The organism is Acidaminococcus nyctereutis, assembly GCF_052216985.1.
GTDB classification, from domain to species: domain Bacteria; phylum Bacillota; class Negativicutes; order Acidaminococcales; family Acidaminococcaceae; genus Acidaminococcus; species Acidaminococcus fermentans_A.
In genome coordinates this window covers 1-21,264 of sequence record NZ_JBQOUY010000028.1, presented here as the reverse complement: position 1 = coordinate 21,264, position 21,264 = coordinate 1, and the positions used below count along the sequence as shown (strand labels likewise).

The following is a 21,264-nucleotide window of genomic DNA, read 5'->3' as shown; positions in this document are numbered from 1 at the left end:
GGGCGTTGGAGGGAAAACAGATTACCGATTCGCTTTGCTGAAGATCCCTTGAGGGAGAAGGAAAAAGAGTGCGCGAAGAGGGCGTACTGCGTTTGATTGGGACCTGGTGCAGAAAGAGTTCTGTTCTAGGCTTTTTCTTTTTGTGGACCGAGCCTTTCTTCCAGGCCATCTTCAGGAAAACCAGATTTTCAAAAGAAAGGAAGCCATAATGAATAAAATCTATAAAGTCATCTGGAGCAAAGTCAAAAAATGTTATGTAGTCGTATCGGAAATCGCACGGAACCATGGGAAGGAACATTCCAGCCGGAATTCTGTACCGAAGGAAGTCTACAGCCTGACCCTGGCCTTGGGGCTGGCTTTTTCTTCGGCTCCTTTGGCTGCTGCTGCGCCTGCTTCCAATACGGGCAATGCCTCGGCCAACCAGGCGGTGAATATCGAGAACAAGACGGAAACCACCGCTCAAGGAAGCGATGCCTATGCCACCTATGATTCCCAGGGCAACCTGATCGTGGGGAAGGACAACCAGGTCTCTCCCATCCAGAAGGATCCCAAGACCGGCAATGCACGGTCGGATAAGCAGGCGGAAAATGTGGCGCTGGGCACCCGGAATGGCATCGGCAAATTCACCCATTCCACAGAGACCAAGAAACCCATCAGCGGGGATGAATCCTATGCCTATGAGAAGCTGGATACGGAATGGATCACGGTCAAAGTCTACAATCCCGACACCAATACCTATGATGACAAACAGGTGGAAGTCTATAAACTGACCCCGGGCCAGTACATGGATGATGAGTATAATGTCCGGGCCAAATATCCGGAACGGAGCTATTACAGCACGGATGAAGACTACCGTAAGGCCGTAGAAGTCTACAACAATGTGGCCACCTATTACAGCCAGGACCGGACCCGCCAGTCCTATTACACCAGCGGAGCTACCGCAGTGGGCGTGGACAATGTGGCCGAAGGGGACCGTTCTACGGCCATCGGCAATAAGGCTAAGGTTCTGAATTCCGTCAGCAGCTACTATGTGGACCGCTACGGCAAACTGACCAGTGACAAGGATTCTGCCGGTTACTGGCTGGATGACCAGGGGAATATTACTAATAGCCGGCAGGGATACTATGCCTCTGACGGGACCTTTGTAGACCGATACTACATGGTGCCCCGTCTCATCGATTCCACCGATGCAGTGGCCGTGGGCAGCGATGTGACGGCAGAAGGCCGGTCGGCTGTAGCCATCGGCCATGAGTCCTATGCCAAGGAATACAGTGTGGCCATCGGAGAAAACAGCGTGACCGACTATATGGGCGTAGCCATCGGCAAGGACAACAAGGCCAAGTATGCCAGCACGGCCATTGGCCATGACAATAGTGCCGATGGCTACTATACGGCGACCATGGGCGTCCGGAACACTGCCCGTGCCGATGAAAGTACGGCCATTGGCTATAACAATAACGTAAACGGCCAGCAGCAGAACGGGGGTACCACGCCGAAAGCAACTTATACCCATGTACTGGGGTCCAATAATACCGTGAAGGGCAGTTATAATGCGGTGTTCGGCGACACCAATACCGTGACCGGGGCCTATGCCCTGGCTCTGGGCGGCCACAACAAAATCAGCAGGGAAAATACGAATGATGCGGATGGGGACTACGGCATCGCCATTGGCTACGGCAATACGGCGGAAAACAATGCCCTGGCCCTGGGCCTGAACAGCAATGCCCTCCATGACGGCAGCATTGCCATCGGGAAGTCGGTCAATACTACAGGGGACAACAACAATCAGGCCACTGATTCCATTGCCATCGGCACCAAAGCGGCCGTCCATATGAAGAACGGGATCGCCCTGGGGGAAGAAGCCTATGCTGGGAATAACGGGGATGACAGCGAAGGGGCCATTTCCATCGGCCATCAGGCAAAATCCGCGGCTGGGGAAAGCATCGCCATCGGGACGAAAGCCACCACTGGCAACAACAATGGTTCCACGGGCATGAAGAATATCGGGGCCATCGCCATCGGTTCCAATACCAATGCAGATACCGTCTATGACATTGCCATGGGTGTAGGAGCCAGTACGACGAATACAGTGAATGGCGGTGCCATCGCCCTGGGTCACAATGCCACCATCGAACAGGGGGGGCAGGCTTCGGCGGCCATCGGGGATTCCGCCCGGGTCAAGATGAACCTCCATGATGCAGTAGCCCTGGGCAGCCAAGCCTATGCGGATCGGGAAGCCAACAATCAGGGGGGATATGACCCGGCAAGCAATAACAAAAATCACAATGCCGGTTCCGGTCCGGTGTGGAATTCCACTCTGGCCGCTGTTTCCGTAGGTTCTTCTGAACAGGATGTCTGGGATGGGTCGAAAAATGTCCACTATGCTCAGCAGACCCGCCAGATCACCAATGTAGCCGCCGGGAAAGAAGATACGGATGCCGTCAACGTGGCTCAGCTGAAACAGGTGGTCAATCTGGTCAACAATGGCGGGGGAAGCGGAACCGGGGGCAGCGGTGTCCACGATTACAGCGTGAACTCTGTAGATTCGACCACCGATAGCAACTACAACAATGCCGGTGCCACCGGGAGTAACGCCCTGGCTGCGGGAGTCAATGCCTCGGCAACGGGCGAAAATGCCGTAGCCATCGGTACCGGAGCCAAAGCGGACGGTACAGGCGCTACGGTCATCGGCCAGTATGGCACAGCTTCCGGCCGCTATGCGTTGGCCTTTGGAGGCCAACAGACGGACAATACGGCTCCAGCAGCCAACAATCAAGCCATTGGAGATAATTCAGTGGCCTTCGGGGAACGGAGTAAGGCTAGCGGCAGCAATGCCACGGCCTTCGGGCAGGGAACCCAGGCCACGGAAAAGCGAGCCACGGCTTTTGGCCAGCGGACCCAGGCGACTCAATCCAATGCCACGGCTTTTGGTATCGATACCCTGGCTTCCGGGCAGAACGCTACGGCCTTCGGTAATTTGACCCAAGCAACCGCAATTGGAGCCACGGCTTTCGGCAACAAAAACCAGGCCACCGGTCTGTATGCCACAGCCTGGGGCGGCGGAGATAAAAAGGTTGACAATGGAGATGGCACCACAAAGAAAGTCGGCACGGTAGCCAGCGGTACCTATGCTACGGCCTTTGGGGAACGGACGGAGGCCAGCGGGGAAAGTGCCACCGCTTTCGGTAGTGATTCCACCGCCAGCGGGAAAAATGCCCTGGCCTTCGGGGAAAACTCCACTGCTGAAGGAGAAAATTCTCTAGCAGCTCTGGGCGGGACTGTAGCCAAGAATGCCACCAATGCGGCTGCCATCGGCAAAGATTCTCAGGCCAAACTGGCGGATACGGTGGCACTGGGCAGCGGATCCGTAGCTGACCGGCAGAGCGATGTCAAAGGGTATGATGCCGCCACCGGGGCGGAAACGACCCAAACTTCTGCCGCCTGGGTCTCCAATGCCAATGCCATCGCGGTGGGCAACGGCAGCACCCTGACCCGGCAGATCACCGGGGTAGCAGCCGGTTCCCAGGATACGGATGCGGTGAACCTGGCCCAGCTGAAAGAAGTGGGCAAACTAGCAGGGAAACACACCACTGTTTCCGTAGGTGGAAACAAGGCCACGGCCGATGATACTTTGGTCAAAGGCGGCAATCTGGAGCTGAAACGGCATACCACTGACGGTCAGGCCAATTACGACGTGGCCCTGAGCAAGGATGTGGTCCTGGGTGAACAGGAAGAACACAAAGGCGGCAGCCTGGTAGTGAACAGCGTGGCTCAGTTCCGGACGGCTCCGGGATCCAAAGAGACGTATCCGGTGAAAGAAGCGGTGAAGATTGACGGGACCACTGTCTCTGTGGTGAAGAACGATGGAACCAACGACCAGCGCCAGGTGGTCTTGGGCATCGGTCAGGATACCGGCGGCTATGTGGCCCTGTACGACAATACGGGCAAGACGCCGACCTATATCTTCAACGCCATCAGTTCTGGCATCACCTATCTGAAAGACAGCAAGACCTATCCGGCTAACGAAGCCAATGAATTCAAGCGCCTGGAATATGGGGACATCACCAACGGTTCCACCCAGTTCATCGCCACTTTGGATGATGGGCTGAAATTCAGCGGCGATCAGGGCACTGCTTCTGCGGTGAAACTGAACCAGAAACTCAGCATTACCGGTGGAGAAACCAACAAAGACAATCTGGCCACAGCCAACAACATCGGCGTCGTTTCTAGCCAGGATAAGGACAATGGCAAACTGGAACTCAAACTGAATAAAGATTTGACCGGGCTGAATACTGTCACGGCCGGTACGGCCAAAATCGGCCACTATGCCGATGGCGTGCTGGATGCGGTCCAGAACGGACAGCCCACCGGTGGCCATGCCAAAGGCGGAGAATTTGTAACGGGACTGACCAACAAAGAATGGACTGTGGAATCTCCCACCTATGTGAGCGGAAGGGCCGCTACGGAAGATGAACTGCGGATCGTCTCTGATGCGGTGAGCGGCAATACCACCAACATTACCAACAACACGACCCAAATCACCAACAATACCAATACCATCGCCAAAGGTCTGAGTTTCACCACCAATACCAAGGATGCTTCCAACACCAGCGAAAACTACAAGGGCTACAAAGTAGTGAAACGCAGCCTGGGCGATACTATCGCCATCAAGGCCAGCGACGAAACCGACGGACACAGCTACAGCACTGCCAACCTGACTACCCGGATTGCCGAAAATGGGGACATCTCCATCCTGATGGATGAAAAGCCCTCGTTCACTACGGTGACTACGGGCGACGTGATCTATACGGGCAATCCTGACGGGAAAGATAAGGACGGGAAAGCGGCCCAGGCGGACACCAGCGTCCATTATGGGGACAAGACCCTGAAGGATGGAAAGAACATTACTACGTCCGATAACGAAACCAAGTCCACTCGGCTGGGGTACCAGGATGCCCAGGGGCTCCGCCACGATATCGCTACCATGGACGACGGCCAGATTTATGCCGGCGATATCACAAGCGACGGGAAACTGGATGAAAAGGGCTTTGCCCGGACCATGAACCAGAAGACCACCATCAATGGCGGTGTGAAGGAAACAGGGAAACTCACCGACGGAAACATCGGTGTGGTCTCCAACGGCACCGACACCCTGACGGTGAAACTGGCCAAGGAACTGAAAGATCTGACTTCCGTCACCACAGGAAATACGAAACTGGAAGGTAAGGGGCTGACCATCACCAATACCACGGATGAAACGAAAAATGTGGTCATCAATGGTGACAAGATTTCCTTTGGTGGCAACCAGGTCAATAATATGGGCAGCGGCATCGATACGGCCACCAACCAGTACGATACCCTCACCAATGGGGCCAACATCGGAGATGTGAAGAATATCGCCAGCAGTACCGTCCAGCCAGTCATCGATACGGTGAACAAGGGCTGGGAACTGGAAGTGGACGGCACCAAACGAAAAGACGTGACCCCCACCAGCCGGGTGGTGAACCTGGCGGCTGGCCAGAACATCCAACTGGGAGGCACCGGGGATACAGTGACCATTGCTACCGCTGACGATGTGCGGTTCAACACTGTCCGGGTGGGCGGCAGCAAGACTGGGGACACCTATGACGGCGGCATCGTGATTGGCAAACAGAGCGGGAAGAATGCCGATGGATCAGCCAGTGCCAACCCGGATGATAATTATTACATCACAGGCCTCCAGAATACCAACTGGGATGCTTCCAAGATCATGAAAGGCCGGGCGGCTACGGAAGACCAGCTCCAGGCTGTGGTCGATGAAATCAAGAACGGTACGGTGAAGGGGGATGTATTCGTCACCGGCGGCTCGGTGAAGTACAACGGAGAGGGCACCGGGACCAACGACGGTACTGGCAAGCTCTATCTGACGGAGCAGAATAAGACCGATCCTTTGGAAATCACCGGCCTCCACGATTACTATGCTACGGGGGGCAGTGTGACGGCTGATGGGAAGACATTGGAAATCACCCGGAATGATCGGGATGGAAAGGGGAATCCCCAAAAGATCTCCATCGATCTGAGCAATGTGCTGAAAAACGACCTGCGTCTGGTACAGAATCCTGCAGCTGGGACCAATGGAAAATATACGGTGGCTCAGGATGGGACCGTGACCCTGAAGGTCCAGAATGCCGATGGGACCGTGAGCAACGACATCACCATTGGGGGCTTCGAAGGAGTCGCCAAAGGATTGGATTTCGATGCCAATACCCGGACCACAACGGATGGAAAAGTCCATAATGTAAAAATGGGCGGGACCATCAAGGTCCAGGGTATCGATCCGGTATCCGGGCATACCTATAGTGCGGACAATGTGACCACGGAAGTGGATGACAGCGGCAACATCACCATCAAGCTGGATAAGGACCTGACGGCTAACACTGTCACCGTGGGCCAGGCAGGGAAAGCGGGAGAAAACGGAGCTGCCGGTTCCATCGGCATCAATGGGAAAGATGGGAAGGACGGTATCACCACCACCCTCATCCGCACCGAAAAAGGCCAGCCGGGGAAAGACGGCACCAACGGCAAGCCCGGGGTGGACGGAACGGACATCACCCGGATCGTCTACCAGAACGGACAGGACGGCACCGATGGGAAAGACATCCATACGGTCGCTACCTTGGAGGACGGCCTGAAATTCGCCGGGGACGACGGGCAAAACGATACCACGAAAGTCATCAGCAAGAAGCTCAACGAGCAGCTGGATATCATCGGGGGAGCCGCCCTGGACAGCCTGACGGATAACAACATCGGGGTGAAGAACAAGGATGGCAAGCTCTATGTCCGCCTGGCGAAACATGTGGAATTGGATAAAGATGGCAGCCTGAAAGCAGGAAATCTGACCATCGGGGCCTTCAGCAATACGGAGCTGACCACCAATAAGAACAACCATCCCTCCGCAGGCAGCTATGCAACGGGCCTTTCTAACAAGGATTGGAACGTGGTGGATCCGGAATATGTCAGCGGCCGGGCGGCAACGGAAGACCAGCTGGCCAAGCTTTCTCAGACCATCACTGACAGCAATACCGTACGCACGGATTATCAGCTAGTCCAGAACCCCAATACGGATGATGGCAGCTATACCGCCACCAACGGAGAACTGACCCTGACGGTACGGGATATGGAGCACAAGGACGATCCCAAGTACCCGGACAAGACCATCACCATCAAGGACATCGCATCCAAGACGAAGGTGGACGAAGCCTATGACCGGACCGTAAAGTACGATATGAAAGAAGGGAAGGTGGACAAGACCCGCGTGACCTTTGAAGCTGTAGATGAGGCGGGGAATCCGATGGATACCCAGGTGAGCCATATGGCCAGCGGGGCTTCGGAAATCAAGGTGGACGAAAAGGGAAGACCGATTTCCTATGTGTATGACATCGACAATAATGGTGCTAATATCGGAGATGTGAAGAATATTGCCAAGAGCCTGGATGAAGAAGTAACGAAAAGGGGACTGGATTTCAGAGGCAACGACGGGAAAACGGTCCATCGGGATCTGGGGACCCTGCTGAATCTGACTGGTGGCCTCAAGGACCAGGATGAGCTGGCCCAGGCTACGGGAAAGAACTTGGGTGTCCGTCAGAATGGTGATCAGGATGGGTTGGAAATCGTCATGACCGATACGCCGGATTTTGCCAAAGTCACGGTGGGCAAGGATGCTTCCAAGAAAATTACCATCGGGGAACAGCCCAATGGGAAGCATACGTCCGAAACAGGCAATTACATCACCGGCCTGGATAACACCCAATGGGACAAAAACAATATTGTGGAAAACCGGGCCGCGACGGAAGGCCAGCTGAGCCAGGCCATTGGTGAAATCAAGGGCGCTGAAAAGGGCGGATTCGGACTGGCTGATGAAACGGGTAACACCGTGAAGCAAGACCTGGGCGGTACCATTGCCGTCAAGGGCGATGGGAAGAACATCGAAACCAAGGTCAATGGCGATGCCCTGGAAGTATCTTTGAAGAAGGATGTGGAACTGGGCAAAGAGGGCAGCCTTAAAGCTGGGAATACCACCATCAACAGTGAAGGAGTGGAAACCAACAAGGTAAAAGTCGGTGACATCACCATTACCAAAGATGGCATCAACGGCGGAACCAAGCAGATCACCCACATCGGAAGCGGCATTGACGGCAAGCAGTATGCCACTGCCGGAGACAACAACGCGGCCAGCATCGGCGATGTGAAGAAAATCGCCGGAGATGAAGCTGGCAAGGCGGCTGAAGCGGTCAAGTCCAAGAGCGGCAAGAACATCACCGTAAAGGATGACCATACGGTGAACCTGAATGACAACATCACCCTGGGAGATGATCAGGACAAGGCCAAACAGGTTGCCATCGATGGCAACGGGGCCAAGGTTACTGCTGGTGACGGCGCCAATAAAGTCACCGTAGATGGCTCCAAAGGCCAGGTGACCATCGGTTCCGGGAACAAGACACTGACCCTGGGGCAACAGGCCAATACGGCGGGGGACAGCAACCCGGTAGAAGGCAATTACCTGAATGGCCTGGACAACACCCAATGGGATGGAGAACATATCCAGAAGGGCCGGGCCGCCACGGAAGACCAGCTGAAGATTGTCAGTGACAAAGTGAACAGCGGTCGGAAGTTCCAGGGGGACGACGGGAAAGAAGTGAAAGTCGGCATGGGCGATACCCTGAATATCAAGGGCGGCGCCACGGACGTCAGCGATGCCAACAATATCGGCATTGTGAGAGGGGACGACAATACCCTGAATGTCCGTCTGGCCAAGGACCTCACCGGCCTCACCAGCGTCACCACGGGCAATACCACCATCAATAACGGTGGCCTTACCGTGAAGGCCGGGGACAGCAGCCAGCAGGACATCACCATCCAGCAGGGCAGCGTCAGCATGGGCGGCAACCGGATCCACAACGTGGCACCGGGGACGGCGCCCACGGATGCGGTGAACGTGAGCCAGCTCCAGCAGACCGGCCGGGCCATCAACCAGCTGGGCAGCAGCCTGGATAAACTGGGGAGCCGGGTGGACCGGGTGGGGGCCAATTCTGCGGCCCTGGCCGCCCTCCATCCCTTGGATTTCGATCCGGATGACAAACTGGACTTTGCGGTGGGAGCCGGGAACTACAGTGGGGCCAACGCCGTGGCCCTGGGAGCCTTCTACCGGCCTAACGAAGATGTGATGTTCAGCATCGGTGGCAGCACCGGCGGCGGAGAGAACATGATCAATGTGGGAGCCACCTTCAAGATCGGCCAGCACAACCATGTCTCCAACAGCCGGGTGGCCATGGCCAAGGAAATCCGGGATTTGAAGGCCCTGGTAGCCCGGCAGGATGGAGAGATGCAGCAGATGAAGACCCTGATGAACCAGCTGTCAAGAAAAACGGTGATGGCGGTGGACAAGGATGCCCTGTTCCCGGATATCCCGGAAAACCACTGGGCTTATGACTACGTGATGAAATTGGCCCGGGCTGGGATCATCGAAGGGTATGAGGATGGGCAGTTCAAAGGAGACCGGATGATGACCCGGTATGAATTCGCCGCCTTGCTGTACCGGGCCATCATGGGTGGTGCCGCATCCAACCCGGATTTGAACCAGGACGGGACCTTGGGCAAATTGGTGAAGGAATTCGACGGAGAATTGAAGTACATCCGCATCGACGTGATCGAAAAAGACAAGCACGGGAAACCCACCATCGAGCGGGTGCGGACCGTGGAAGACAGCAAGAAACATCATGGAAAGTAAAAAGCAGGAGGTGCTGCGCGTTCCGCGCAGCACCTCCTGTCTTATAAAACTTTGATTTCTTTCAGTCCCTGGACCAGCCAGTTTCCGTGGGCATCCATCAGCCCCCAGCCTTGCTTTCCTTTGACGGGAGCTGTCTTGCCCTGGAAAGAGGCGGCTTTGGTCACATCTGCCGGGATCCGGACGGGCAGCAGGTTCCCTTCCCGGTCCATGAGCCGGAAGGTCTTTCTTTCCTGGAGCCAGGTGACTTCTGCTCCAGCCCCGAAAGGGATGACCGTCGCCGGATCCTGCCAGGTCCGGAGCACCTGCCCGCTGGTTTCGGAAACCAGCTGGGTGGAGGAACCTTCTTTGACCAGCATCCGCTGCCCGCCCAGGAATTGGATGCCGTCCCAGGCAAAGGGCAGGCGCAGAGTCCCATCGCTGAGATCTACCACACCGTATTTCCCGCTGGTTTTGTCCTGGATGGCCCCCAGGCCTTCTGCCTCGTCCAGGCCGCCGCCGCTGATATCATACTTTCCCGGCCCGAACAAGATCTTTCCCTGCCGGTCGGCGAACCACAGCTCTCCCTTGTCTTTCACAAAAGTGCCCCAGGGAGTCATGGGGAACACGGCATCGTTCCGGTCATCGATGATGACCTGGCCGGACCGGTCGATATAACCCCGTTTCACTCCGTCCCAAGTCAGGCTCAGGGGGGACGCAGGATCGTATACGTTGGTATCCCACAGGGTAGAGCCCAGGGCTGCTCCGACGGCACTGGCCCAGTTGAAAGAACGGACTTTGCGCCGGGTTTCTGCCAGGCCGTCCTGGAAGGGGAAGACTTGGTCATAGGGTGCTGCAAAAAGTTCCTTGCCCTGGGAATCGATGGCCACGGTCCTGCCTTTGCTGTTTTTGACAAAGGCGATGCCTTCGCTGAATCCTGTGAGTACAGCTTGGTAGACCGGGGGCAGGACGGTTTTTCCAGAGGCATCTTGGAAGCCCCAGCGGCCCTTTTCTTTGAAGGCATGGAGATTTTCCAGGGAGATGGGGTCCGGGGCCGGCTGGCCGGTCCGGGTCAGATACCGGGGAGCGTCTTTCCCTTCCCAGGTTATGATCGATCCGTTTGCACCGGCTTCCAGTTTTTTGAAACGAGGGGCCAGCAGCTGCCGTCCCTGGCTGTCCCAAAGCCCCCAGCGGCCCTGCTGGTCCCTGCCGGCAAAGACCGGTGTCAGGGAAGCCTGACGGGAAATCCGGTCCAGCCGGGGCACTTTCAGATGGGGATTGGGAACCAGGATATGGCCCAGGATCTCTGCAGAGCCTTCTTTGTCCAGGCTGACGCTGCTGCTGGAATGGGTGGATGTGGTGGAAGAGGAGGTGTGGGTAGAGGATTCTGTCCGGGTGGTGGTGTGGGATTCCCGATGTTCGTGGGAATAGAGCTCAGCTCCTTTTTCCGCTGCGGCGGCCAAGGGAAGAGAAAGAGAAGCTGCCAGGGCAGCCAGGAACAAAGAGGATTTCAGGGAAGCAAAGTGACGCATACCGTCTCCTTTCAGTAAATAAAGATATAAAACGACGAAACAATGAAAAAATTATATCATATAGAATGGTTATCCGTAAAGAAAAAGTGGCTGTTGCGCAAGCAACAGCCACCCTGTTTTTTTATGCTTCTTTCATGGAATTCAGGATCCCATCCACCAGATCGTTCATGCTCCGTTCTTGGCCTCCGGTCATCCGGGAGTTGATGGTTACGCCGTCCTGGAGGACGGTCATGGCCTTCAGGTTGTTTTCCAGGAATTCGGTCATCAGGCCGCCCACGGTGCAGGCCCAGGAGCCGTTTTCGATGATGCCCACAATCCGTTTCTGCAGGTTCAGGGCCTTCATGTCTTCCAGGAAGTTCAGCATCTTGGGATAGATCCCCAGGTTGTAGGTCACCGAAGCCAGTACCAGATGGCTGTACTTGAAGGCATCGGAGATCAGATAGGAAATGTCCGTCTTGGATACATCGTACATGGCGATGTTGGTCATGCCCTTTTCCGCCAGCTTGGACGCCAGCACGGAAGCAGTGCTTTCGGTGTTACCGTACATGGAGGCATAGACCAGCAGCACGCCTTTTTCTTCCGGTTCATAGGTGGCCCAGTGGATGTACTTGTCCACGATGTATTTGATGTTGTTCCGCCATACCGGCCCATGGAGCGGGCAGATCATCTTGATGTCCAGCTGGCTGGCCTTGCCCAAAAGGTCCATGACGAAGGGCCCGTATTTGCCTACGATGTTGGTGTAGTACCGACGGGCATCATCCAGCCAGTCCCGGTCGAAATCCACTTCGTCGTTGAAGATCCGGCCGCCCAGGGCTCCGAAGGAACCGAAGGCATCGGCGGAGAACAGGGTACCGGTGGTCAGGTCGAAGGAGACCATGGCTTCCGGCCAGTGGACCATGGGAGCCGCCACAAAGGCGATGGTGTGTTTCCCGAACTTATGGGTATCGCCTTCCTTCACCACGATCTGTTTTTCCCCTTCCACCCGATAGCCGAACTGGTCCATGAGGGTGAAGGCCTGTTCATTGCTGATCACGGTGGTTTCCGGGTGACGGAGCAGCACTTCTTCGATGGAAGCCGCATGGTCCGGTTCCACATGGTTGATGATCAGGTAGTCCAGCTTCCGGCCTTTCAGGACTCCTTCCACGTTTTCCAGGAACTGCTTGCACACGGACCAGTCCGCCGTGTCGAACAGCACGGTCTTTTCGTCCAGCAGCAGATAGGAGTTGTAGGAAACGCCCCGGGGAATGGGATGGATGTTTTCGAACAGTGCCAGCCGGCGGTCATCCGCCCCGACCCAATATAATTCATTGGTTAATTTTCTTACACATTCCATAGTTATGCTCCTTTTCTCACTTTACGGGTACGAATTCAGTCTTGGCGGAGTTGCACAGCGGGCAGACCCAGTCTTCCGGCAGATCCTGGAACTTGGTTCCCGGTTTCACATCCGCATCCGGGTCGCCCAGATCCGGGTTGTATTCATACCCACATCCCTTGCAGACGTACCGGCCTTCCGGCATATCTTTCAGGATCAGAGGTCTCTTCATCTTGACCATGGGGGGAGCGGGCTTCTTGGCCTGGCCGTTGTTCAGGGCCTTGGTCAGAAGCGGCAGGATCACCTTCACATCGCCTACGATGCCGTAGTCGCAGTTCTTGAAGATGGGAGCGCCGGCGTTGATGTTGATGGCCACGATGGTGGTGGCATTCTTGATGCCCTTCAGGTGCTGGACCGCACCGGAGATGCCGCAGGCAATGTACAGGTTGCCGTTGAACTTCTGTCCGCTCATGCCCACATACCGGTCAATGGGCACATACTGGAGGGTTTCCGCCACAGGACGGGAAGAACCTACGGCAGCACCGGCCTGACGGGCCAGGTCTTCGATCAGTTTCATGTTGGCTCTTTCCCCGATGCCCTTGCCGGCACTGACCACCCGTTCCGCATCAGAGATAGGGGTATCTAGAGGAATGCCCACGGTGAAGTCATAGCCGTCGTTCTTCAAGGCTTCCACCAGGGCAGCTACCTGTTCTTCCGGCGTGCCGTCCTTGAAGATCTGTTTCTTCCGGGCGCCGGTGATGGCTGCATTCTGTTTGGGAGCGCCCCCGTGCTTGGCCACGGACATTTTATCCGTAATGTGGGAGGCGATGACCACCCGCTGGATTTCGTTGGTACCTTCGTAGATGGTGGTGATCTTGGCATCCCGGTAGAACCGTTCCACATCCATGCCCTTCAGGTAGCCGGTGCCGCCGAAAATCTGCAGGGCATCATTGGTGATGGAAACCGCTGCATCGGAAGCGTACATCTTGGCCATGGCGCTTTCCATGCCGTAATCCTGGTGTTCCTGTTTCAGTTCCGCAGCACTGTACACCAGGAACCGGGCGGCCCGGAGCTTGGTGGCCATATCCGCCAGCTTGAAGGAAACACCCTGGTTCTGGCAGATGGGGGCGTTGAATTGGATCCGTTCCTTGGAATAGTTCAGAGCCGCTTCGTAGGCACCCTGGGCAATCCCCAGCGCCTGGGCCGCAATACCGATCCGGCCGCCGTCCAGGGTGGCCATGGCAATCTTGAAGCCCTGGCCCCGTTTGCCCAGCAGATTTTCCTTGGGCAATTTCACATTGTTGAAGATCAGTTCCGCCGTGGCGGAGGAGCGGATTCCCAGTTTGTCATAATGGTCCCCGAAGGTGAAGCCGGGCATGCCTTTTTCCACGATGAAGGCGCTGATGCCCCGGGTGCCTTTCCCCGGCTCTGTTACGGCGAACACCACATAGGTATCGGCTTTGCCGGCGTTGGTGATGAAGATCTTGTTCCCGTTGAGGATCCAGTGGGTCCCATCGAATTCCGCGGTGGTTTCTGTCTCCCCGGCGTCAGACCCGGCATTGGGTTCCGTCAGGCCGAAGGCACCGATCTTTTTCCCGGAAGCCAAGGGAACCAGGTATTTCCGTTTCTGTTCTTCCGTACCGAAAGCGAAGATAGGGTAGGACCCCAGGGACACATGGGCGGACAGGATGACACCAGCGCCCCCATCCACCCGGGCCAGTTCTTCCACGGCAATGGCGTAGCTGATGTAGTCCAGCCCGGCACCGCCATATTCTTTGGGGAAGGGGATGCCCATCCATCCCAGTTCGCCCATTTCTTTGACCTGTTCATCAGGGAATTTGTTTTCCTTGTCCAGCATGAACGCAATGGGTTTGATCTTGGCTTCCGCGAAGCCCCGGACTTTGGCACGAAATTCTTCATGTTCCTGTGTGGTGGTGAATAACATACGCGTACCTCCTCTGTCATGGAAAATCAACTTGTCAGATACCTTTCAGTTAGGTTAGCATACCAATTTAAAAATAAAATTATTTTAATAATAATTCTATTATTTTACAGTTCAATAGTACACTTTTCATATACCTTTGTCAATGGGAAAAATCAGAAAGTTTTTGCTTCAGCCGGTCCAGGAACACTTGGCTAGAACGGGACAGGAGCCGGAACTTTTTCCAGGCCACCAGGCTGCCGGTGGACAGGGGAGGATCCAGAGGGATGAACTTCAGGCCCTGGGTTTCGATCTGGAGAAGATTGTCCAATCCGAGAACATTGATCTGAGCGGTCCGGACCAAGAGAGACGCGTTGCCAATCAGGTCGAAACGGCCAGCCACCTGGAGATTTTCCAGAGTTACCTGGCCGCCGGACCAGCGGGAAAAATCAAAGGTATTCTGGGTGGTCCGGGAGGAAATGAGAAGGGGCATGGCCTGGAGCTCTTTGGGGGTCACTTTGTCCAGATGGGCCCAGGGGCTGCGGAGACTGGTGACGATGCCTACCCGGTCCGGTTCCGGGAGACGGAGAAAGTTGTATTTTTCCGGGTTGAAAGGCTCGATGAACAGGGCAAAATCCAGCAGTCCGTGTTCCAATCGCTCCTGGACTCCGTCCGCGTTGTTGGTGAACAGTTCGATGGTCAGACGGGGATATTCCTGATGGAGTTCCCCGAAGGTGTCGGTGATCCAGTGCATGGCCTGGGTTTCCCCGGCTCCCACCCGGATGCAGCCGGTCAGGTCCATGTCGTCTTCCCTGATCTCCTCTTTGGTCTGGTCCACCAGGGCCAGGATCTCTTCTGCCCGCTGGCGCAGGTGCATTCCTTCCTCCGTCAGGGTGGTGCTCCGGTTGGTCCGGACAAAGAGCTTTTTGCCCAGTTCCTTTTCCAGGTCCGCCATCTGCCGGGACAGGGTGGGCTGGGTGACGAACAGCACATTGGCGGCTTCGGTCATGTTCTGCTCCCGGGCCACCGCCAGGAAATATTTCAGGGTACGGATTTCCATGATTCCCTCCTGTGATAGAAAAAACGTATTTTTAACTACTTGTTATAAGCATTATACATCTGAAAGAAGATGGAATACAATACAACCATGACAGGAAAGGAGTCGATCATATGGATCTGCAAGAACTGGAAAAAACGAGCCCCTTTGCCCTGGGAAAAGAAAATACAGGGTATGCCCAATATTTTGATGGAAAGAGCTATTTGAACATGCTGACCCTCCAGCAGGTGGTCACAGCGGTGGTGACCTTTGAACCGGGCTGCCGGAACCACTGGCACATCCACCATGCAGCCAACGGAGGCGGACAGATCCTCATCGTCACCGCCGGACGGGGCTATTACCAGGAATGGGGAAAGCCGGCCCAGGAACTGAAAGCCGGGGATGTGGTAAACATCCCTCCGGAAGTGAAGCACTGGCACGGGGCGGCTCCGGATTCCGCTTTCCAGCATCTGGCTCTGGAAGTGCCTGGAGAAGGCACCAGCAATGAATGGTGCGAAGCGGTGGATCCGGCAGAATATGGCAGGCTGAAATGAAGGAGAAAGGGGCGGAAAGTCTCAAAAAAAACATTCTGAGCCAGGAAGCACTCCAGGCGGCCGGCTGTTCGGAAGAGACCATCCGGAAAATCCTCCAGGAAAAAAGTAGCCGGTGCCAGTGCCGCTGCCTTCGCCAGTACCGGAAGGAGCTCCTGGCCAATTTCTACCGGGAGCAGGAAAAACTCACCAATGTGGATTATCTCCTGTACCATCTGGAGAAAAGACAATAAAAGGACCTTGATGAACAAAGAAAGAAGGAAGCATCATGGCAAAAAACATACTGACCAGTCTGGAAAAGAAGGCACTGGGCATGAGCTTTCTGGCTCTGGCGGCCATCCCGGTGATTTTGGCCAGCTCCTGTACGGTGCGTCGGGTGGTCGGCTTTTCCCCTGTGGCGGCTCAGAACCGGCAGGCAGCATTGGAAGTGGACCGGGCGGACCTGGGACTGCTCACTTGGCCGGAACAGTTGGATGCGGTCCGCTATGAACTGGAAGTGTTGGATGGTATTCCTCTCAATCTGGATTCCGCTCGGGAAGCCGCCGGGGCTCTATACCGGAACAGTCGGATTTATTCTGCCCAGGCCCTGCTGCCCATGGAGAAACTCCGGAAGAAACAGACCACCGGTGTGCTTTATTACCGGGTGCGGGCTTTTGACCTGGATGGGCGACCCCTTGGGAATTATTCCCAGGCTGTAGCAGTTCAGAGCAGTCTGCAGAAAGTGGAACGGAATGCACCGGTCCCCCGAAGCCGGATGCAGGATATCAACGGTTCACTGTTGCTGTATCCTGTCTATGCCTATACCGGGAATCCGGGAGCCACTCAGTATGAAGTGGAAGTGACAGACCAGAGACCGGAGAATCCGGATGGGACGGCTCCTTCCCGATATCGGGTCTTTTCCCGGGTCACTTCTCTTACGGACCTGTATGACGAAAATCCCCGGGTGGGAACTTATTACTGGAGGGTCCGGGGCATGGACAAAGAGGGGAAACCGGTGGGCCAGTGGAGCCTTCCTCAGAAGTTCACCACCCGACCCTCCCGGAAAGTGAAAGTAGGTATCTATGGAGACAGCATCTCTCACGGGGGAGGGCATCTTTCTTTTAGTCCGGTGGACTATGCCTACAGCTACAGTCATTATCTGGACTTCCCCACGGTGAACCTTTCGGAAAGCGGAGATACCAGCGCCATGATGGTGGAACGGTTCGGCCGGGATGTGCGCCCCTTCCATCTGAAATACCTGCTGATCATGGGTGGCACCAACAGCCTCCGTGCCGGGGTGTCGGCGGAAGAGGTGATCCGGGATCTGGAAGAAATAGGGCAAAAGGCGGAAGCACTGGGCATCCATCCCATCTATCTTACCCTGCCACCCCTCAATCCGGCCAACATCCAGAAGGCCTTTGACGAACCCACGGCGGACAACTGGCGTCAGTCTTTTGCCCAAGTCAATGCCTATATCCGCAGCCGGGACCACATTGATGTGGCGGCCCCCTTTGAAACCGGGGAGGACCTACCCACGGAACTTTCCCTGGACGGGATCCACGGAGACTGGAACATGAAACAAATCATGGCCCAGACCATCAATAGGTCTATGGCTGGGCGGCTGTGATGAAAAGCGTCCACGGGTTACGTCCCTGTACAACGAGAAAACATGAGAGGAGAAACAGCCATGAAAAAAATGGTAATGGTGTTGGTGGCCTTTTTCCTGGTGGCCGTGGGCTGGAAGGGGAGAATCATATTTCACAGATGCAGCCAGGCAACGTGACCATCAAGGAAAAATGATACGCTGGCGGCACGAAGGTACACAATTACGACGATGCGAAAGAAAAATGAGAGGAGAATTCTGATGGTAGAAAAAATCAAAGGACCGGAAGACTTGAAAAAATTGAATCCCCAGGAACGGCAGAAACTGATCTGCGAAATGCGGAAGGCACTGCTGGAGCGGGCCAGTGTCCATATGGGCCATGTGGGCCCGGACCTGGGCATTGTGGAAGCGACAGTGGCTTTGCATACCGTATTCGATTCGCCGAAGGATAAAATCGTTTATGACGTGTCCCACCAGTCCTATCCCCACAAGATGCTGACCGGACGCATGCAGGCTTATACGGACCAGGCCCATTACAATGATGTGTCCGGCTATACGAATCCGGACGAAAGTGAACACGACTTCTTCAACGTGGGCCATACGTCCACCTCCATTTCTCTGGACAGTGGTCTGGCCAAGGCCCGTGACCTGCGTGGTGGCAAAGAGAACATCATTGCCGTCATCGGCGACGGTTCTCTTTCCGGCGGTATGGCTTTTGAAGGGCTGGATACCGTGGGGGAACTGGGTACGAATTTCATCGTGGTCTTCAATGACAACGACATGTCCATCGCGGAAAATCACGGCGGCATGTACAAGGGCATCAAGAAACTCCGGGAAACCAATGGGCAGGCAGCGGACAATCTGTTCCGTGCCTTCGGGCTGGACTACCGTTTCGTGGCCGACGGCAATGATGTGGAAGCCCTGATCCGTGCGTTTGAGGAAGTCAGGGATATTGACCATCCTGTGGTGGTGCACATTGTCACCCAGAAGGGCAAGGGCTACGCTCCGGCAGAAAAGAACAAAGAAGACTGGCACTGGCATATGCCCTTCGACCTGGCAACGGGCGAGGTCAGGGAGCCCTATACGGACAGGTATGGTGAAGCCACTGCGGCTTTTCTGCTGCAGCAGATGAAAAAAGACCCGAAACTGGTGGCTATGACGGCTGCTGTACCCATGGTCATGGGTTTTACGCCGGAACGTCGGAAAGAAGCAGGCAGCCAGTATATCGATGTGGGCATTGCCGAAGAACAGGCTGTCTCCATGGCTTCCGGGCTTGCCAAAGGCGGTATGCATCCCGTCTTTGCCAGTTATGCCACGTTCTTCCAGCGTACGTACGACCAGTTGTCCCAGGATGTGTGCGTGAATCACAACCCGGCCACGTTCCTGGTATTCGGGGCATCCATGTACAGCATGAATGATGTAACCCATCTGTGCTTCTATGATATCCCGCTGCTGAGCAACATCCCGAACCTGGTGTATCTGGCGCCTGCAACCCTGGAAGAATATAAGGCCATGCTGGACTGGGCCATTGCACAGGAAAACCATCCTGTGGCCATCCGGGTGCCTGTACCGGTTTTTGCAAATGGTTCCCTCTATCCAGTGAAAGCCCAAAAGGAGTACAGGGAGCTGAACCGTTTTGCCATGACCCACAAAGGTTCCCAGGTAGCTCTCCTGGGTGCCGGCAATTTCTATGGCCTGGCAGAACAGACGGCAAGGGAACTGCAGTCTCATGGTATCGACGCCACGGTCATCAATCCCCGCTATCTCACCGGCCTCGATACAGAGCTCCTGGAAGAGCTGCGGAAAGATCATACTGTCGTTGCAACCATGGAAGATGGCTGTCTGGCCGGTGGCTTCGGAGAAAAGATCGCCAGCTATTATGGCAAAACGGATATGCGCATATTGAATTTCGGCATCCCCAAGGCCTTCTATGACCGCTATGACTACGCCAGGCTGGCGGAAGAAAACCATCTGACGCCCCAGCTGGCGGCTGAAGATATTCTGGCACTTTTGTAAGCTTCCTTTTTCATACATTTTACTTATTGCCATGGATGAACGATAAGCATTTAATATGAAAGAGCGGATTTGCTATGATACATCTAAGAGATAACCCGAAGGAGGAATCATGATGGACGGACGCCTGAAACAATTTGCTGGTTTCGCACTGGCCCTGGTCATGACGACTTGCGTGGGCATACATTTGGGGGAGGCAGCAGCCATGGAAAATGAAACAAAAAAAACGGTCAAAATCGTGCAAACCGCAGGACGGGATCAGCTGGGGAATTTTGCCCCGGACTTTGCCCGCTACAACGATGACATCCTGTTCGGTGAAGTGTGGAGCGCCAACGACAAACTGAGCCTCCACGACCGGAGCCTGGTGACAGTGACGGCGCTCATTGCCCAGGGGCTCACGGACAGTTCCCTCCAGTACCACATGGCCACCGCCAAAAAGAACGGGGTAACCCGGGAAGAAATGGTCCAGGCCATCACCCAGCTGGGATTCTACGCCGGCTGGCCCAAAGCCTGGGCGGCCTTCCGGTACGCCAAAGAAGTATATGGAAATGAATGAGAAGGGGACGGAACCCTACAAAACGGAAATCCTGAGCCGGGAAGGACTCCTGGCGGCAGGATGCCCAAAAGAGGCTATCCACAAGATCCTCCAGGAAAAAAACGGACGGTGTCAGTGCCGGTGCCTCCGGCAGTACCGGAAGGAAATCCTGAAAAAGCTCTACCGGGAGCAGGAAAAACTCACCAATGTGGATTATCTCCTGTACCATCTGGAGAAAAAACAGCAGGAAAAATCATAGAGGAACAAGGAGGAAAACAACATGAAATGGAAAAAAGCGATTTCCATCGTCTGCATGGCTCTGTCTCTGCTGGCGGTTACGGCCTGCGGCGGACAGCAGGCTGCCCAGAATGGCGGGGGCAAGGCAGCGGGTACGGCGGCTGCGGAAAAAGCGCCTGCCAAGGCCAAAAAGGTACTGGTGGTCTATTACACCAATACTCACCGGACGGAACAGGTGGCCAAGGCCATTGCCGGGGAGACCGGCGGGGATCTGTACCTGCTGGATCTGGAAAATCCCTATACGACCGCAGACTTGGATTACAACAACAAAAGTTCCCGGGTCTACCAGGAACATGATGACCCCAGCCTGCGGAACGTGGCTCTGAAGAACGCCAAACCCGCCAACTGGCAGGACTATGACACCGTATTCGTCGGGTATCCCATCTGGTGGGGCATTGCCGCCTGGCCCATGGATACCTTCGTGAAGAGCAATGACGTCACCGGCAAGACGGTGATTCCCTTTGCCACCGCTTACAGCTCCGGCATGGGCAGCAGCGCCGACCAGCTGAAGGAAATGGCCGGCAGCAAAGGCAGCTGGCTCCAGGGTCGTTGCTTCACCGGCACCCTCCAGGACAGCCAGGTGAAGGACTGGGTGAAGAGTCTGGGGGTGAAATAAAAAAAGGGGCTGTGAAATAATAGCTCCATGAAAACGAAAGGGACTTTCGATTCTTGTGAATCGAAAGTCCTTTTTCGTGTTAGAATTTAACTGCTATGAAAAACCTAACTGTGTATTATGGTACTCC

Annotated in this window: 12 protein-coding genes; 8 read left to right on the top strand and 4 right to left on the bottom strand. The window is 55.4% G+C overall.

All coding sequences use genetic code 11. From position 1 onward, the window contains the following. Nucleotides 1-208 precede the first annotated feature (208 nt). Nucleotides 209-9,766 carry an ESPR-type extended signal peptide-containing protein gene (locus ACTUHY_RS10905; protein ID WP_442827734.1) on the top strand — a complete coding sequence of 3,186 codons (9,558 nt, stop codon included), beginning with the start codon at nt 209-211 and terminating at the stop codon, nt 9,764-9,766. A 41-nt stretch (nt 9,767-9,807) separates the two neighbouring features. Here the strand turns inward: ACTUHY_RS10905 and ACTUHY_RS10900 are convergent, their stop codons facing one another. The 4 genes from ACTUHY_RS10900 to ACTUHY_RS10885 form a co-directional block, all read right to left on the bottom strand. Further along, entirely contained in the window at nt 9,808-11,274 is a 1,467-nt protein-coding gene (locus ACTUHY_RS10900) for a WG repeat-containing protein (protein WP_442827733.1), read from the bottom strand. Between the two features lie 121 nt (nt 11,275-11,395). Continuing rightward, nucleotides 11,396-12,607, bottom strand: coding sequence for an FprA family A-type flavoprotein (locus tag ACTUHY_RS10895; RefSeq protein WP_442827732.1), 1,212 nt, complete (start codon nt 12,605-12,607; stop codon nt 11,396-11,398). A 16-nt stretch (nt 12,608-12,623) separates the two neighbouring features. After that, nucleotides 12,624-14,531, bottom strand: coding sequence for an acyl-CoA dehydrogenase family protein (locus tag ACTUHY_RS10890; protein ID WP_442827731.1), 1,908 nt, complete (start codon nt 14,529-14,531; stop codon nt 12,624-12,626). A 139-nt stretch (nt 14,532-14,670) separates the two neighbouring features. Further along, nucleotides 14,671-15,567 (bottom strand): LysR family transcriptional regulator, encoded by an 897-nt coding sequence (locus ACTUHY_RS10885; RefSeq protein WP_442827730.1) that lies wholly within the window; start codon nt 15,565-15,567, stop codon nt 14,671-14,673. A 110-nt stretch (nt 15,568-15,677) separates the two neighbouring features. Here ACTUHY_RS10885 and ACTUHY_RS10880 point away from each other — a divergent pair, with 110 nt between their 5' ends. The 7 genes from ACTUHY_RS10880 to ACTUHY_RS10850 all read left to right on the top strand — a co-directional run bounded on the left by ACTUHY_RS10880 (nt 15,678) and on the right by ACTUHY_RS10850 (nt 21,137). Beyond that, nucleotides 15,678-16,097 (top strand): cupin domain-containing protein, encoded by a 420-nt coding sequence (locus tag ACTUHY_RS10880; RefSeq protein WP_012938915.1) that lies wholly within the window; start codon nt 15,678-15,680, stop codon nt 16,095-16,097. Further along, nucleotides 16,094-16,327 (top strand): hypothetical protein, encoded by a 234-nt coding sequence (locus ACTUHY_RS10875; RefSeq protein WP_442827729.1) that lies wholly within the window; start codon nt 16,094-16,096, stop codon nt 16,325-16,327. The genes ACTUHY_RS10880 and ACTUHY_RS10875 overlap by 4 nt, the downstream gene beginning before the upstream one ends. A 35-nt stretch (nt 16,328-16,362) precedes the next feature. Further along, nucleotides 16,363-17,700, top strand: a complete 1,338-nt coding sequence (locus ACTUHY_RS10870) for an SGNH/GDSL hydrolase family protein (protein WP_442827728.1) — start codon at nt 16,363-16,365, stop codon at nt 17,698-17,700. 234 nt (nt 17,701-17,934) lie between these two features. Further along, complete coding sequence (locus ACTUHY_RS10865; RefSeq protein ID WP_442827740.1) at nt 17,935-19,692, top strand: 1-deoxy-D-xylulose-5-phosphate synthase; 1,758 nt, start codon at nt 17,935-17,937, stop codon at nt 19,690-19,692. A 109-nt stretch (nt 19,693-19,801) separates the two neighbouring features. After that, nucleotides 19,802-20,245: a carboxymuconolactone decarboxylase family protein gene (locus ACTUHY_RS10860; protein WP_442827727.1), complete on the top strand. Its 444-nt coding sequence runs from the start codon at nt 19,802-19,804 to the stop codon at nt 20,243-20,245. Then, complete coding sequence (locus ACTUHY_RS10855) at nt 20,238-20,483, top strand: hypothetical protein (RefSeq protein ID WP_074707868.1); 246 nt, start codon at nt 20,238-20,240, stop codon at nt 20,481-20,483. Before ACTUHY_RS10860 ends, ACTUHY_RS10855 begins: the two co-directional genes overlap by 8 nt. 21 nt (nt 20,484-20,504) lie before the next feature. Then, entirely contained in the window at nt 20,505-21,137 is a 633-nt protein-coding gene (locus tag ACTUHY_RS10850; protein ID WP_442827726.1) for a flavodoxin, read from the top strand. Nucleotides 21,138-21,264: the final 127 nt, after the last annotated feature.

Excerpts from the sequence above, each read along its gene's own strand:
- ACTUHY_RS10905 (WP_442827734.1), top strand. The coding sequence starts at position 209 with ATGAATAAAATCTATAAAGTCATCTGGAGCAAAGTCAAAAAATGTTAT.
- ACTUHY_RS10900 (WP_442827733.1), bottom strand. The coding sequence starts at position 11,274 with ATGCGTCACTTTGCTTCCCTGAAATCCTCTTTGTTCCTGGCTGCCCTG.
- ACTUHY_RS10895 (WP_442827732.1), bottom strand. The coding sequence starts at position 12,607 with ATGGAATGTGTAAGAAAATTAACCAATGAATTATATTGGGTCGGGGCG.
- ACTUHY_RS10890 (WP_442827731.1), bottom strand. The coding sequence starts at position 14,531 with ATGTTATTCACCACCACACAGGAACATGAAGAATTTCGTGCCAAAGTC.
- ACTUHY_RS10885 (WP_442827730.1), bottom strand. The coding sequence starts at position 15,567 with ATGGAAATCCGTACCCTGAAATATTTCCTGGCGGTGGCCCGGGAGCAG.
- ACTUHY_RS10880 (WP_012938915.1), top strand. The coding sequence starts at position 15,678 with ATGGATCTGCAAGAACTGGAAAAAACGAGCCCCTTTGCCCTGGGAAAA.
- ACTUHY_RS10875 (WP_442827729.1), top strand. The coding sequence starts at position 16,094 with ATGAAGGAGAAAGGGGCGGAAAGTCTCAAAAAAAACATTCTGAGCCAG.
- ACTUHY_RS10870 (WP_442827728.1), top strand. The coding sequence starts at position 16,363 with ATGGCAAAAAACATACTGACCAGTCTGGAAAAGAAGGCACTGGGCATG.
- ACTUHY_RS10860 (WP_442827727.1), top strand. The coding sequence starts at position 19,802 with ATGATGGACGGACGCCTGAAACAATTTGCTGGTTTCGCACTGGCCCTG.
- ACTUHY_RS10855 (WP_074707868.1), top strand. The coding sequence starts at position 20,238 with ATGAATGAGAAGGGGACGGAACCCTACAAAACGGAAATCCTGAGCCGG.
- ACTUHY_RS10850 (WP_442827726.1), top strand. The coding sequence starts at position 20,505 with ATGAAATGGAAAAAAGCGATTTCCATCGTCTGCATGGCTCTGTCTCTG.